Below are 15182 nucleotides of genomic sequence, written 5' to 3'. Positions count from 1 at the left end.
AAGGGCCGCACCCCCGTCACCGGGGATACGGCCCTCGAGCAGTTTCTCGCACGCGTTCCGTCGGCTCCTGGACGTTGCCGAACCGCTTGCTGTGCCTGTTACTTTCGGATCAGGCTGCGCAGCACGTACTGCATGATGCCGCCGTTGCGGTAGTAGTCGGCCTCACCGGGAGTGTCGATGCGGACGACCGCGTCGAACTCGACGCCGGTGTCGGTGGTGACCTTGACCGTGCGCGGCGTGGTGCCGTTGTTGAGCTCCTCGACGCCGGTGAAGGAGAAGGTCTCCTCGCCGGTCAGACCGAGGGACTCGGCGGAGGCGCCCTCCGGGTACTGCAGCGGGAGCACGCCCATGCCGATGAGGTTAGAGCGGTGGATGCGCTCGTACGACTCGGCGATGACGGCCTTGACGCCGAGCAGTGCGGTGCCCTTGGCGGCCCAGTCCCGGGACGAGCCCGAGCCGTACTCCTTGCCGGCCAGGATGGCCAGCGGGACGCCCTGCTCGATGTAGTTGCGGGAGGCGTCGTAGATGAACGACACCGGACCGCCGTCCTGGGTGAAGTCGCGGGTGTAACCGCCTTCCGTCCCCGGCGCGATCTGGTTGCGCAGGCGGATGTTGGCGAACGTGCCGCGGATCATGACCTCGTGGTTGCCTCGGCGGGAGCCGTAGGAGTTGAAGTCACGACGCTCCACACCGTGCTCGGTGAGGTACTTGCCGGCCGGGGTGTCGGCCTTGATGGCGCCGGCCGGGGAGATGTGGTCGGTGGTGACCGAATCACCCAGCTTGGCCAGCACGCGGGCGCCGGTGATGTCGGAGACCGGGGTGGTCTCCATCGTCATGCCCTCGAAGTACGGGGGCTTGCGGACGTAGGTCGACTCGGCGTCCCACTCGAAGGTGTTGCCGGTCGGGATCGGCAGCGCCTGCCACTGGGCGTCGCCCGCGAAGACGTCCTGGTAGGACTTGTTGAACATGTCCTCGCCGATGGCGTTCGCCACGACGTCGTTGACCTCGGCCTCGGAAGGCCAGATGTCCTTGAGGAAGACCGGGTTGCCGTCCTGGTCGATGCCCAGGGCGTCCTTGGTGATGTCCACCTTCATGGAGCCCGCGAGGGCGTACGCGACGACCAGCGGCGGGGAGGCCAGGTAGTTCATCTTGACGTCGGGGTTGATGCGGCCCTCGAAGTTCCGGTTGCCGGAGAGGACCGAAGTCACCGCGAGATCATGGTCGTTGACGGCCTTGGAGACCTCCTCCGGCAGCGGGCCGGAGTTGCCGATGCAGGTGGTGCAGCCGTAGCCGACCAGGTTGAAGCCGACCTTGTCGAGGTACGGCGTGAGACCGGCCTTGTCGAAGTAGTCGGTGACGACCTTCGAACCCGGGGCGAGGGTGGTCTTGACCCACGGCTTGCGGGTCAGGCCCTTCTCCACGGCCTTCTTCGCGACGAGCGCGGCGGCGACCATGACGTACGGGTTGGAGGTGTTGGTGCAGGAGGTGATGGCCGCGACGGTCACCGCGCCGTGGTCGATCTCGTACGTCGAGCCGTCCGCGGCGGTCACGGTGACCGGGTTGGACGGGGAGCCGTTCGGGGCGACGGCCGGGGCGTCGGAGGCCGGGAAGGACTCCTGGCCCGCCTCGTCCACGCTGTCGACGTAGTTGCGCACGTCGACCTTGAACTGCTCGGCGGCGTTCGCGAGGACGATGCGGTCCTGCGGGCGCTTCGGGCCGGCGATCGACGGGACGACGGTGGAGAGGTCCAGCTCGAGCTTCTCGGAGAAGTCGGGCTCGGCCTTCGGGTCCAGCCAGAGGCCCTGCTGCTTGGCGTACGCCTCGACGAGCGCGACCTGCTGCTCGGAGCGGCCGGTGAGCTTGAGGTACTTCAGGGTCTCGTCGTCGATCGGGAAGATCGCGGCGGTGGAGCCGAACTCCGGCGACATGTTGCCGATGGTGGCGCGGTTCGCGAGGGAGGTGGCGGCGACGCCCTCACCGTAGAACTCGACGAACTTGCCGACGACGCCGTGCTTGCGCAGCATCTCGGTGATCGTGAGGACGAGGTCGGTGGCGGTGGTGCCGGTGGGCAGCTCACCGGTCAGCTTGAAGCCGACGACGCGCGGGATCAGCATCGAAACCGGTTGCCCGAGCATCGCGGCCTCGGCCTCGATGCCGCCGACGCCCCAGCCCAGCACACCGAGGCCGTTGACCATGGTGGTGTGCGAGTCGGTGCCGACCAGGGTGTCGGGGTACGCCTGCCCGTTACGGACCATGACGGTCCGGGCCAGGTGCTCGATGTTCACCTGGTGGACGATGCCGGTGCCCGGCGGGACGACCTTGAAGTCGTCGAACGCGGTCTGGCCCCAGCGCAGGAACTGGTAGCGCTCCTTGTTGCGCCCGTACTCCAGCTCGACGTTCTGGGCGAAGGCGTCGTTGGTGCCGAACTTGTCGGCGATGACGGAGTGGTCGATGACCAGCTCGGCCGGGGAGAGCGGGTTGACCTTCGCCGGGTCGCCGCCGAGCGCCTTGACGGCCTCACGCATGGTGGCGAGGTCGACGACACACGGAACGCCGGTGAAGTCCTGCATGATCACGCGGGCCGGCGTGAACTGGATCTCCTGCGACGGCTGGGCCTGCGAGTCCCAGCCGCCGAGGGCACGGATGTGGTCGGCGGTGATGTTCGCGCCGTCCTCGGTACGGAGCAGGTTCTCCAGCAGCACCTTCAGGCTGTACGGAAGGCGAGCCGAGCCTTCCACCTTGTCCAGCCGGAAGATCTCGTACGACTCGTCGCCCACCTGCAGCGTGCTGCGGGCGTCGAAGCTGTTCGCCGACACGACAGTCTCCTTCATTGATGTGCGCGTACCACCGCATCCTGCGTCACGCGGGGCTTGGCCGATCCGCTGAGGTCAGGCTAAATTAGGTAACCCTTACTGAACGACGGCTGCGGTGCGCCTTCGGCAGATATCTCGATGTCGAGATAACTCTAGTACATAGGGGCTGGATGGTCATGCCCGGGCTCGCCTGTCCGCTGTCATCCGATCCAGGCGTCTGAGGATCGCTCGCCACGGGGGCCGCGGTCCGCGCTCAGTAGTTTCCTGAAACGGGCCGAGGTGTCCCGGCTCGGCCGGTCGTTTCCCATCGGTGCTGTTGTCGCTGGGGCGGCACGCGATCGTCTCTGTCGCCGCCGGCCGACGCTCAGGGCGCGTCACCCATCGACTCCAGAATGCGGGCGAGCGTCCGCCGCCCCATCGCGCTCATCGTCGGATTGCTCTCGACGTAGTACCAGACGACCCCCATCGCCTGTTCGAACGCCCACGCCTTGCCGCGCTCCCACTCCAGATCGTCACAGTCGAGTCTCCGCCGGAGCACTTCCCGCGGGCCCGACTGCAAGAGGTGCCAGGCACTGACCAGATCCAGCGCGGGGTCGGCCGGGCCGAAGCCGCCGGTGTCGAGCACGCCGCTGAGCCGGCCTCCCGCGACAAGTACATTGCCGGGAATCAAGTCACCATGGCTCATCACGTCGGCACCCGCGCGCGGCAAGGTGCGAAAGCGGCTCCACACCTGGCGCAGCCGGGGCACATCGAGCAGCTCCGCACTCTCCTCGAAGCACTTCGCCATCCACTCGTCGTGGTGAGCGAGAACGCCGCCACGATGTGCGCCGCTGAAATGCCGCCCCCGCGTCCCGGCGTCCCGCAGGGCCGCGATGAAGGCCGCGAGGTCCTCGGCAAAAGCGTCCGATCCGCTCGGGTCGGCATCGGAGGCGATCGTCCCCGGCAACCACGTCTGGACCGACCACGGCATGGGGTAACCCGCTCCCGGCTTTCCCAGGGCGACGGGCTCCGGGGCGGGGACCCGAGACACCTGTGCCAGCTCCGCGCTCGCCCGGGCTTCCTGTTCCAGGACCGCCAGCACCTCGGCAGCATCGGCCAGACGCAGGGGGAAACGCGCAGAGAGGTCGTTTCCGATGCGGAAAATGGCGTGGACCGTCCCGGTCGACGCCAGGGGTCGGATCGCCTCGCCGCTCCACTGGGGAAACTGTTCGTGGATCAAGGTCGTAACTTTTTCGGTGGTCACGTCCACTTGGTCATCGTGCATGCTCAATCTCGTATGCCCTTCCACTGGCCCTATGGGAAACGCCGACAACGGACCAGTCAGCCCAGTTGAGACGACAGCCGCCGCGCCGGCCGCCCACGCCGTCCAGGGCGGGAAAACCGCCGGTTCGCGAAGCACTCGCCCGCCCGTACGGAGCCCCGTACATCCTCGACCGACGCCGTTCTGCCGGCCGGACAAACGGCCGGCCGACGCGCGGCACACGGTGGCGGCGTGACCGCGCTGTGCGCGACGGGTGGCGGCGCGACAGCGTTACGGCGGGACGGTTCCTGAACGCGCGCCATGGGCCCGCCCGGTCGGGGTAGACGAGAGCGGACAAGCACTCCCCGGACGAAGGAGGCCCGATGCCCCTCACTTTCCGCAAGAGTTTCCGCATCCTCCCCGGTGTGCGGCTGAACATCAACCGGCATTCCTGGTCGATCACGACCGGCGGCGGCCGGCACGGGCCGCGTCAGACACACAGCAGCACTGGACGTCGTACGACATCGATGGATTTGCCCGGACCTTTCGGCTGGCGTCGTACCCGTCACGCCAGGCGGCGTTGACGGCATGTCACCCGAACGGCCCCCTCAGGATGCGCGATCTCATATCTGAGATAACCTCAGCCTCATGGCAGACGACTACCTCGTACGCATCGGCAAGCTCATCCGTGACGCCCGGCAGCACCGGGGCTGGACACAGGCACAGCTGGCCGAGGCGCTCGGAACCAGCCAGAGTGCCGTCAACCGCATCGAGCGGGGCAACCAGAACATCAGCCTTGAGATGATCGCTCGCATCGGTGAAGCCCTGGACAGCGAGATCGTCTCTCTGGGCTACGCGGGGCCGATGCATCTGCGGGTCGTGGGCGGCCGCCGGCTGTCCGGCGCGATCGACGTGAAGACCAGCAAGAACGCGTGCGTGGCCCTGCTGTGCGCGTCGCTGCTCAACCAGGGGCGCACGGTGCTGCGTCGGGTCGCCCGCATCGAGGAGGTCTACCGGCTGCTCGAGGTCCTCGGATCCATCGGTGTACGGACGCGCTGGATCAACGGCGGCGTCGACCTGGAGATCGTGCCGCCGGCCGAGCTGGACATGGCGGCGATCGACGCCGAGGCCGCCGTGCGCACGCGCTCCATCATCATGTTCCTCGGTCCGCTGCTGCACCGGATGACCCACTTCAAGCTGCCCTACGCGGGCGGCTGCGACCTCGGGACCCGGACCATCGAGCCGCACATGATCGCCCTGCGCCGGTTCGGGCTGGACGTCGCGGCGACGGAGGGGCAGTACCACGCCGTCGTCGACCGCGCCGTCCGCCCGGACCGGCCGATCGTGCTGACCGAGCGCGGCGACACGGTTACCGAAAACGCGTTGCTGGCGGCCGCCCGGTACGACGGGGTAACTGTCATCCGTAACGCTTCCTCCAACTACATGGTCCAGGATCTGTGTTTCTTCCTGGAGGCGCTCGGCGTCCGGGTCGAGGGCATCGGCAGCACGACGCTCACCGTGCACGGCGTGCCGGACATCGACGTGGACGTGGACTACTCCCCTTCCGAGGACCCGGTCGAGGCGATGAGTCTGCTGGCCGCCGCCGTCGTCACGGAGTCGGAGCTGACGGTGCGGCGGGTGCCCATCGAGTTCCTGGAGATCGAGCTGGCGGTCCTGGAGGAGATGGGCCTGGACCACGACCGCACGCCGGAGTACCCGGCCGACAACGGCCGCACCCGGCTGGTGGACCTCACGGTACGGCCCTCCAAGCTGGAGGCGCCGATCGACAAGATCCACCCGATGCCGTTCCCCGGCCTGAACATCGACAACGTCCCGTTCTTCGCGGCCATCGCGGCCGTCGCCCAGGGCAAGACCCTCATCCACGACTGGGTGTACGACAACCGGGCCATCTACCTCACGGACCTCAACCGGCTCGGCGGGCGTCTGCAACTCCTCGACCCGCACCGGGTGTTGGTGGAGGGCCCGACACGCTGGCGCGCCGCCGAGATGATGTGCCCGCCGGCCCTGCGCCCCGCCGTGGTCGTCCTGCTGGCGATGATGGCGGCGGAAGGCACGTCCGTGCTGCGCAACGTGTACGTCATCAACCGCGGTTACGAGGATCTGGCCGAGCGGCTGAACTCGATCGGCGCGCAGATCGAGATCTTCCGGGACATCTGAAGGTCATCGGGAAAGAGGCCGCCATACCCCTTCTGACCTGCGTAAACATGAGGCACGAGGGGGCGTGGCGGCGCCTCTGGGACTATTCTGGGACTTTTGGTCGGGACCGAAGGCGTCATCCTTGTGGGCCGGAGCGAATCCGGGAACAGGGCCAGGTCAGGGCCGTTTCCCGGCTCACTGCCCCGCGTGCGGGCGCCCCAGCGGAGGCACGCCGGCCGTCCAGGCCCACGAGGTCCACAGTGCCGAGCAGTTGACGCAGGTCGAATCGGGCGGCGAACTCAAACGACGGCACGTCGTAGCTCCCGCCGGGCCCGGTCTCCGAAGTGCTGTCGGGGGCGAACTCCACGGCGACCCGGCCGAACTCGATGCTGTCGTCCTGCCAGTCGCGACGCGGCGCTCGGTGCGGGAAGGCGCCTGGGGCATCGCGAGCAAGAGCGTTCACAGCCCGTTGGAGAGTCGGCGGTGTCCACGGCGCGCCGCAGCTCGGGGCCGGCCTCGACCAGCCGGTACAGCGCGCGGACCAGAGCGTTCGATCCGGGGCTCGGGCCGGTCGACGTCGATGCGTAGGAGACGGTCTCCTCCACCGCCCGCGCGATCTGCCGGGCCGCGGCGAGCGCCTGCTCGGCGGTCTGGGCGCCGACGCCGGGGATCTGCCGCAGCTCGTAGCGGTTCGCCTCGTACACGGCGCGCACCGAGCGGAGATCGGCCGCCTCGATCGCGGCCAGCCGCAGCCGCCCCTCGGTGACGTCCTTCAGCCGGGAGACCGGGATGAACTCCAGCTCCTTCGCCACGAGTTCGTCCCTGAGCGGGGAGGACGGAGCGCACGGCGTCCAGGGCACGGGCGTGATCGGTGAGCAGGGTTCGGGAGGCGTCGTACAGCCGCTCGCCCTGTACGCACCACTCCCGGACCCGCCGCCCGGCCTGCGGTGCCTCGTCCGCCTCCATCCCCACCCCCCGCCGACCCGCGCACTCGTCCCGCATCCGTCGCTGCGCCGTCCCGATGCGGGTCCGTCGTGGCACGCGCCACCGACAGTCAGTCGTCGAAGCGTCGTCCGGGTCCGGGCCGTGACAGCGGCGAGACGAGTCGCCCGCACCGGCTGACGGTCCGGATGCGGAGAACGAAGCGCAGGGCCGGGCCTGACCGGCCCGGGCGCGCACGACCGGATCAGTCGGGCAGTGTCCAGCACGCCTTCGGCGAGCAGCCGACCGAGCGCACGGTCGCGGAGCTCCCTGCCGCCTGGGTCGGGAAGGTCCGAAGGGCGGAACCGGGTGCGGGAGAGCAGGTCGGTGAGGAAGGGCAGCAAGGAGGCCGGCAGGGTCAGGCCGCGCCTGCCGAGGGTCAGGACGACGCGGTCGCCACGGGTCTCGGCGCTCAGGACCGCAGCAGGAGCAACCCCCGCCGGCGTTTTGAGTCTGCCTTCTGGGCGGGGCGGTTGAGAGAGGTCTCGACGACGATCGAGTCGTGTGGCATCGGCATCGGCATCACGACACGATCAGGTAGATCTTGCGCACGGTTTCGATGGTCTTCCAGACACCGAAGAAGCCCGGCTTCATGACAAAACTGTCACCCGCCTTGTAGACCACCGGCTCACCGCCTTCCGGCGTGATCTCGACGACGCCGGAGAGGATGTGGCAGAACTCGAAGCTCTCGCCCTTGATCGATCGCGTCTCGCCCGGCGTGGCTTCCCAGACGCCCGTATTGATCATTTCCCCGCGGGCGACGTCCTGGGCCCACGTCTTGAAGGTCGGGTCGCCGGAAATCAGACGTTCCGGAAGCGGGCCGGACTCGCGGGGCGCGAAGGAGGGGTGGGTGTCGATGGTTTTCAGGAGCGACATGCTTTTCCTCTACTGAATTAGGGCCTGGCGGCTGCCCGCCACGGTCTCGGGGTGCAGCAGGTACGCGAGCGTCTCGGCGGACAACAGGCCCTTCTCCTGGACGAGTTCGGCGACCCCCCGACCGGTGACCAGGGCCTCCTTGGCAATGTCCGTGGCGGCCGTGTATCCGATGTGCGGGTTGAGGGCGGTCACCAGGCCGATGGAGTTCTCCACGTTCGCGCGCAGAACCTCGGCGTTGGCGGTGATGCCGTCCACGCACCGCTCGGCGAGGGTCAGGCAGGCGGTCCGCAGGTGGGTGATGGACTCCGACAGGGAGTGCAGGATGATCGGCTCGAAGGCGTTGAGCTGGAGCTGTCCGGCCTCGGCGGCCATGGTGATGGTGACGTCGTTGCCGATGACCTCGAAGGCGACCTGGTTGACGACCTCGGGGATCACGGGGTTGACCTTGCCGGGCATGATGGACGAACCGGCCTGCACCGGCGGCAGGTTGATCTCGCCGAGACCGGCGCGCGGCCCGGAAGAGAGCAGCCTCAGGTCGTTGCAGCTCTTGGAGAGCTTCACGGCGATCCGCTTCAGCACGCCGGACATCTGGACGAACGCGCCGCAGTCCTGCGTGGCCTCGACCAGGTTGGCGGCGGTGACGAGAGGCAGGCCGGTGATCTCGGCGAGGTGGCGGCGGGCCGACTCGGCGTATCCGGCAGGGGCGTTGAGCCCGGTACCGATCGCCGTGGCGCCCAGGTTGATCTCGTGGACCAGCTCGGCGGCCTCGGCGAGGCGGCTGCGGTCCTCGCCGAGCATCACCGCGTACGTCGAGAACTCCTGACCGAGCGTCATCGGCACCGCGTCCTGCAGCTGCGTCCGGCCCATCTTCAGCACATCACGGAACTCGACGGCCTTGCGCCCGAAGGAGTCCTGGAGCGTGGCCATCGCCTTGAGCAGCCCGTGCACGGCGAAGACGGTCGCGACCTTGACGGCGGTCGGGTACACGTCGTTCGTCGACTGCCCGAGGTTGACGTCCTCGTTGGGGTGCAGGTGCCCGTACTCCCCCTTGGCGTACCCGAGCAGCTCCAAAGCCCGGTTCGCGACGACCTCGTTGGCGTTCATGTTGGTCGAGGTACCGGCGCCGCCCTGGATCACGTCCACGACGAACTGGTCGTGCAGCCTGCCGTCGCGGATCTCACGGCAGGCGGCGACGATGGCGGCCGCCTTCTCCGGCGCCAGCAGACCGAGCTCCTCGTTGGCCAGAGCCGTGGCTTCCTTGACGGCGGCGAGGGCGTCGATGAGGTGCGGGTGGGCGGAGATCGGCGTCCCGGTGATGGGGAAGTTCTCCGTGGCACGCAGACAGTGGATGCCCCAGTACGCATCGGCGGGGATGTCCCGTTCTCCGAGCAGATCGTGTTCGCTGCGGGTGACGACGGCGGTCATGGCTGTGCGGACCTTCTCTGCAAGCAAATGCGGACTGGGGATACGCGGGCTCGGACACGTGGATGTGAGGTGCGGAGCGGAGAAGGGGAAGGACAGGGGCGCACCGCGGTCATCGGGACGTCAGCGGTCGCCCCGGCGAACGCCTCGCTCGGGGAGCGGGCTGTCCCGTATCCGCGGGGGCTCTCCACGACCGCATCGCGGAAAGCCCCCGCGGTGTCGCCACTGTGGGCAGCGGGTCAGCGCAGGCGGTCCTTGGCCTTGTAGTAGGCGCCGCCGAAGGGCAGGAACCACGGGGTGCCGTTGTAGAAGGGGACGGGGACCTTGGGGAAGCCGAGGCCGCGAAGGGGGTTGGCCTCCGGCTTGCCGTCCATCATCTCGGCGACCGCGCGGCCCATGTACGTGGCCATCTGGACGCCGTGCCCGCAGTACCCCATGGAGTAGTACAGGCCCTTGGCCCCCTCGGCCTCGCCGGCGTGTGGGAGGCGGTCCCAGGAGAAGCCGACCATGCCGCCCCACACGTAGTCGACGCGGACGCCCGCCAGTTGCGGGAAGATCTCCGTCATCTCCTGCTTCAGGATGTCGCCGCTCTTGACGTCGGAGGCGGGGTTGGAGGGGGCGAACCGGGCCCGGCCGCCGAAGGCGAGACGGTTGTCCGGGGTGAGGCGGAGGTAGTGGCCGATGTTCTTGGAGTCGACCACCAGGCGACCGTTGGGGATCAGTTCGCGGGCCCGCGCCTCACCGAGAGGCTCGGTGACGATGATGAAGCTGCCCACGTTGATCAGCCGCTTGCGGAACCAGGGCAGCGCCTTGTCGGTGTAGGCGTCGGTGGCGGCCATGACCTGCTTGGCGCGGATCGTGCCGTGCAGGGTCTCCACGTCGAACCCGCCGCCCGGCAGGCGGGTGAGTCCGGTGGCGGCGTTGCGTTCGTGGATCTCGGCGCCGGCGCGTTCAGCGGCCTCTGCCAGGCCGTGGACGTACTTGCCCACATGCAGGGCGGCACTCAGCGGGTCGAGCAGGGCGCCGTGGTAGTAGTCCGAGCCCAGTTCCGACTTCAGTTCACCGCGGCTCAGGAGCTGGGTCTCATGATCGAAGTTCTCGGCCAGGTCGCGCTGGGTGGCCTTCATCGACTCGAAGTGCTGCGGCTTGTACGCCACGCCCAGGCGGCCCGCACGGTGGAAGTCGCAGTCGATCTTCTCGGTGTGGGTGAGTTCCTCGACGACGTCGACCGCCTCGCGGAACGCGCCGTACAACTCACGGGCGCGGTCCTGCCCGAAGCGCTTGCGGGCCTCGCCCGTGCCGATGGTGATGCCCTGGGTGCACATGCTGCCGTTGCGCCCCGAGGCGCCCGAGCCGACCTTGTCCTTCTCGACGAGGACGACCCGGGCGCCCTTGCGGGCGGCGTGATAGGCGGTGGACAGACCGGTGAGGCCGCCGCCGATGACCACCACGTCCGCCTCGTCGGGCAGCGCCTTGCCGGAACGGTCGGGCAGGGCTGGAGCGGTGTCGAGCCAGTAGGGGATCTGCTTCATGACGTGCGTCCTCTGTGTTCTGTCTCTGTGTGCTTGGGGTCCCGGCCGATCAGCAGCCGAGCAGCTTCGGCAGGCCCGACAGGTCGGGCAGCTCGTCGTAGGGCTGGTAGTCGGCGCTGCCCTTGCGGCCGTAGCGGTTGATCCACACCCGGCGCTTCAGGCCGAGGTCACGGGTCGGGATGTGGTCGTACTCCCAGCCCTGGGCCGTGTGGATCACCTGCGAGGGCTCGACGCCCATGGTCTTGAAGGCGTGCTCGAAGGTCTGGCGGTCCGGCTTGTAGGCGCCGGCCTGCTGGGCGGTGATGACGTAGTCGAACTCCACGCCGATGTTCTCGACGTTGCGGGCGATCAGGTCGTCGTCCGTGTTGGAGATGATCGCGATCTCGTAGCGCGACTTCAGCGCGCGCAGGGCGTCCGGGACCTCCGGGAAGGGGCCGAAGGTGGGGACGGTCTCGACGAGGGCGTCGCCGTCGGACGTGCGGTACTCCAGGCCGTGCAGGCGCATGGCGTTGCGCAGGCTGGAGTGCAGGACCTCGCGGTAGGGGCGGTATGCCTCCAGGACGGCCTGGAAGCGCATGACGCGGAAGTCGTCGAGGAACTCGTCGACGTCCAGGTTGTCCAGGTCCAGCCGGTCTTCCAGGACCTTCAGGGTGGTGGGGCCGAGCTGGAAGTCGATGAGGGTGGCGTACGCGTCGAAGGTGACGATCTCTCGCATGGGTTCAACCTCGTTTCAAGAGAGAGTCTCGCTGCGCGGAATGCGAGTCGCGAGTGGTGGTGTGCAGGCTTCGGGGGGTTCAGACGACGCGTTCGCCGGGCGTGACGATCGCGTCCAGGGCGGCCAGGTCGGCCGCGTCGGGGATCCAGCCGGCCGCCGCCGCGTTGGCGGTGACCTGCTCGGGGGTCATGGCGCCGCAGATCACGGAGCCGACAGCGGGGAGAGCGGCCAGGCCGCCGACGGCGACCTGGAGAAGGCTCAGGCCGCGTTCGGCGCCGTACTCCGTCAGCGCTTCCACGCGGTCGAGGGCTTCGTCGGTGAGCCAGCCCTGCCGCCAGGACAGGCGGCTGCCCGCGGGTGGCTGCTCGCCGCGCCGGTACTTGCCGCTGAGCAGGCCGTTGGCAAGCGGGTAGTACGGGAGCAGGCCGATGCCGTGGTGCAGGCAGGCCGGGATCAGGTCGGCTTCCACGCTGCGGTCGAGAAGGTGGTAGCGGGCCTGGGTGGACACGAAGGCGTCGGACAGGTCCTCGGCAGGCAGGTTGGAGCAGCCGGTGTAGCCGATCTTCCCCTCGTCTGTCAGTTCCCGCAGAGCTGCGATCGTCTCGTCGAGCGGCGTGACCCCGTCCGGCTCGTGGTACTGGAACAAGTCGATCCGGTCGGTGCCCAGGCGGCGCAGCGACGCCTCCACGGCGTGGCGGATGTAGCCGCGGGCGCCGCGCGGGCCGTACAGATCGGCCTCCCGGCCCATCTCCATGCCGAACTTGGTGGCCAGCACGACCTCGTCGCGGTGGCCCTTGAGGGCGGCCCCGAGGAGCCGTTCCCCGTCGCCGCGCGTCCCGCCCTGCTCGCCGAAGCCGCCGTACATGTCGGCCGTGTCGAACAGGGTGATCCCGGCGTCGAGGGCTGCGTGCACGACGGCCTTCGTGCCCTCCTCGTCGAGGCGGGAGCCGAAGTTGTTGCCGCCGACGCCGACCACGGAGACGGTCGGTCCGCGCTCACCGAGGGTGCGGTATCTCATGACCGGTCCCCGAATCCGATGCATACGTTCTTGGTCTGCGTGTAGCTGGCCAGGGCTTCCAGGCCCTTCTCCCGGCCCCAGCCACTGTGCTTGTAGCCGCCGAAGGGGAGTTCGATACCGGTCCCTGCGCTGGTGACGTTGACGTAGACCTGGCCGGCCCGGATGCCGCCGGCCAGGGTCATGGCCTTGTCGATGTCGCGGGTCCAGACGTAGGAGGCGAGGCCGTACGGGCTGTCGTCGGCGATCTGGAGGGCCTCGTCGGCGTCGTCGAACTCGATGACGGTGACGACGGGGCCGAAGATCTCCTCGCGGGCGCAACGGGCCCGGTTCGTCAGGCCGGTGAGGACGGTCGGCTCGATGTAGTAGCCGTCGGCCAGCTCCGGGGCGGAGGGAGCTCCGCCACCGACGCGTGCGACGGCGCCCTCCTGCCGAGCCAGGTCGAGGTAGCCCAGTACCCGGTCGCGTTGCCGGGCGGCGACCAGAGGGCCGATGTCCGGGTCCGTCAGGCCGGGACCGATGCGCAGGGCGGCGACCTTTTCGACCAGCCGGTCCAGGAACTCCTCGGCACCGCGCTGGAGCAGCAGCCTCGTGCCGGCCGAGCACATCTGGCCGGCGTTGCTGAACGACCAGCCGAGGACGGCGTTCAGCGCCAGGTCGAAGTCGGCGTCGGCGAAGACGACGAACGGCGACTTGCCGCCCAACTCCGTTACGGAGGGCACCACGTTGGCGGCGGCCGCCTGGGCGACCTTGATGCCGGTCGGCACCGAACCGGTGAAGGTGACCTGGTCGATGTCCGGGTGACCGGCCAGGGCCGCACCCGTCTCCGCGTCACCGGGGACGACGTTCAGCACACCGGGCGGCAAACCGCACTCGAGGGCGATCCTGGCGATCTCCAGCGGGGTCAGCGGAGCCTCGGGCGACGGCTTCAGCACCACCGTGCAGCCCGCGGCCAGCGCGGGGGCGGAGCCCCTCGCGGTGTTCTGGAGCGGGTAGTTGAACGGGATGATCTGGCCGGAGACGCCGATCGGCTCGCGGACGGTGTAGTCGACCAGACCGGGCCCGAGGGGGATCGTGGTGCCGCCGAGCTTGTCGGCGATGCCGGCGTAGAACTCGAAGTAGCGGGCGGCACTCTCGACATCGGCCTTGGCCTGGCGGAGCGGCTTGCCGACGTCCTGGCTCTCCAGGCGGGCCAGGCGTTCGCCCTGGTAGCGGATCGCCTCAGCGATCCGGTACAGGATCCTGCCCCGGTCGGCGGCCCGCATCCGGGCCCACCCGGGCGAGGTGAAGGCCGCGCGAGCGGCGGCCACCGCCTGGTCCACGTCCGCCGCACCGGCCAGCGCGACCTGGGCGATGGCCGTGCCGTCCGCCGGGTCGACGACGGTGAAGGTACGCCCGTCGGCGGCGGGGACCTGCTTGCCGTCGACGAGGAGCAGCTGGAGGTCGGCGGTCATGGCTGGATCTCCCCCAGCACCTCGCCGAAGATGACGACCTCGTCGCCCGGCCGCACGGTGCGGATCCGGCGGACCCAGAGCACGGTGCCGTCCTGCGGGGCGCGGACCTCCTCCAGCGTGTTGCCGTAGTGGTCGACGATGTGGGCGATCAGGTCGCCTTCCTTGCAGGTCTCGCCCGGCTCGGCGTGGCCGAGGAAGAAGCCGCCGGCCGCGGAGCGGGCGAAGGTGCCGGAGACCGTCGTGTAGCTGTCGCGTAGTTCCACGTCGCCGTCGATCATGCCGAGCTTGCGCATGATGTTGCGGATCGAGTGGATGTGCAGCTCGACATTGGACTCGCGGTAGGTGCCACCGCCGGCCTCGATGGTGATCGCGGGCTTGCCCGCCGCGAGGGTGGGGTGGCGGACCGTGCCGCCCCACTTGCCACCCTTCCAGACCAGCTCGTGACCGGCGGCCAGCGCCAGATCCGTGGCCAGCTCCTCGTAGCCGCCCTGGAGGATGACGAGCGGCGCGATCTCGCCGAAGGTGCCGCCGGTGTGCAGGTCGACCAGGGCGTCGATGGTGGGCACGACCTGCTCGACGAAGGTGGCGGCCAGGCGCAGGGAGTACGAGCCGTCCGCGTCGCCGGGGAAGATCCGGTTGAGGTTGAGGTGGTCCAGGCCGCTGGTGCGGGCCGCCGCCTCGAAGGCCGGGGTGTTCATGCAGGGGATGCCGACCAGTGTGCCGCGCAGAGTGGCAGGGTCGATCTCGGCGAGGACACGGCGGATGGACTCCTGGCCGTCGTACTCGTCGCCGTGCACACCCGCGTCCACGCACAGCACCGGGCCGTCCTCGGCGCCGTTGACGACGATCAGCGGGATGCCGAGCTCAACGCCGTAGCTGCTGGTGCCGACCGGGATCAGGCCCTGGGCGCGCTCGCCGGGGGCGACGGTCAGCGGACCGATGGAATACATCAGAGGGTTCCTTTCGAAAGCGGGTTC

12 protein-coding genes are annotated in these 15182 nt (G+C 69.1%); 2 read left to right on the top strand and 10 right to left on the bottom strand.

The genetic code is table 11. The annotated features are described in order from the left end of the window. Positions 1 to 98 precede the first annotated feature (98 nt). Positions 99 to 2816, bottom strand: coding sequence for an aconitate hydratase AcnA (acnA, locus tag QA802_RS32670; RefSeq protein ID WP_334530303.1), 2718 nt, complete (start codon positions 2814 to 2816; stop codon positions 99 to 101). Positions 2817 to 3177: 361 nt separating this feature from the next. Next, positions 3178 to 4077, bottom strand: a complete 900-nt coding sequence (locus tag QA802_RS32665; RefSeq protein ID WP_334530300.1) for an aminoglycoside phosphotransferase family protein — start codon at positions 4075 to 4077, stop codon at positions 3178 to 3180. A gap of 359 nt (positions 4078 to 4436) precedes the next feature. Here QA802_RS32665 and QA802_RS32660 point away from each other — a divergent pair, with 359 nt between their 5' ends. After that, positions 4437 to 4637 (top strand): DUF4236 domain-containing protein, encoded by a 201-nt coding sequence (locus QA802_RS32660; protein ID WP_319169602.1) that lies wholly within the window; start codon positions 4437 to 4439, stop codon positions 4635 to 4637. Between the two features lie 64 nt (positions 4638 to 4701). Then, positions 4702 to 6231 (top strand): helix-turn-helix domain-containing protein, encoded by a 1530-nt coding sequence (locus QA802_RS32655; RefSeq protein ID WP_334530294.1) that lies wholly within the window; start codon positions 4702 to 4704, stop codon positions 6229 to 6231. Positions 6232 to 6509: 278 nt separating this feature from the next. On the opposite strand, the gene QA802_RS32650 is transcribed toward QA802_RS32655, so the two are convergent. The 8 genes from QA802_RS32650 to QA802_RS32615 all read right to left on the bottom strand — a co-directional run bounded on the left by QA802_RS32650 (position 6510) and on the right by QA802_RS32615 (position 15155). Further along, the gene (locus QA802_RS32650; protein WP_334530291.1) at positions 6510 to 7022 is read right to left on the bottom strand and encodes a helix-hairpin-helix domain-containing protein; all 513 of its coding nucleotides are present in this window, start codon (positions 7020 to 7022) and stop codon (positions 6510 to 6512) included. 691 nt (positions 7023 to 7713) lie between these two features. Further along, entirely contained in the window at positions 7714 to 8067 is a 354-nt protein-coding gene (locus tag QA802_RS32645; protein ID WP_334530288.1) for a cupin domain-containing protein, read from the bottom strand. Positions 8068 to 8076: 9 nt separating this feature from the next. Next, entirely contained in the window at positions 8077 to 9492 is a 1416-nt protein-coding gene (gene aspA, locus QA802_RS32640) for an aspartate ammonia-lyase (RefSeq protein WP_334530285.1), read from the bottom strand. Between the two features lie 236 nt (positions 9493 to 9728). Then, complete coding sequence (locus QA802_RS32635; protein WP_319169619.1) at positions 9729 to 11021, bottom strand: NAD(P)/FAD-dependent oxidoreductase; 1293 nt, start codon at positions 11019 to 11021, stop codon at positions 9729 to 9731. Positions 11022 to 11070: 49 nt separating this feature from the next. Then, positions 11071 to 11736, bottom strand: a complete 666-nt coding sequence (locus QA802_RS32630) for a haloacid dehalogenase type II (protein ID WP_334530280.1) — start codon at positions 11734 to 11736, stop codon at positions 11071 to 11073. Positions 11737 to 11815: 79 nt separating this feature from the next. Next, entirely contained in the window at positions 11816 to 12754 is a 939-nt protein-coding gene (locus tag QA802_RS32625) for an aldo/keto reductase (protein ID WP_334530277.1), read from the bottom strand. Continuing rightward, complete coding sequence (locus tag QA802_RS32620; protein ID WP_334530275.1) at positions 12751 to 14205, bottom strand: aldehyde dehydrogenase family protein; 1455 nt, start codon at positions 14203 to 14205, stop codon at positions 12751 to 12753. The genes QA802_RS32625 and QA802_RS32620 overlap by 4 nt, the downstream gene beginning before the upstream one ends. Then, positions 14202 to 15155: a succinylglutamate desuccinylase/aspartoacylase family protein gene (locus tag QA802_RS32615; RefSeq protein ID WP_334530272.1), complete on the bottom strand. Its 954-nt coding sequence runs from the start codon at positions 15153 to 15155 to the stop codon at positions 14202 to 14204. The genes QA802_RS32620 and QA802_RS32615 overlap by 4 nt, the downstream gene beginning before the upstream one ends. Positions 15156 to 15182: the final 27 nt, after the last annotated feature.

The sequence above is a fragment of the Streptomyces sp. B21-105 genome, from assembly GCF_036898465.1.
Taxonomy (GTDB): Bacteria; Actinomycetota; Actinomycetes; order Streptomycetales; family Streptomycetaceae; genus Streptomyces.
Note: the sequence above shows the minus strand (reverse complement) of the source record. Positions and strands in the feature narration are given on the sequence as shown.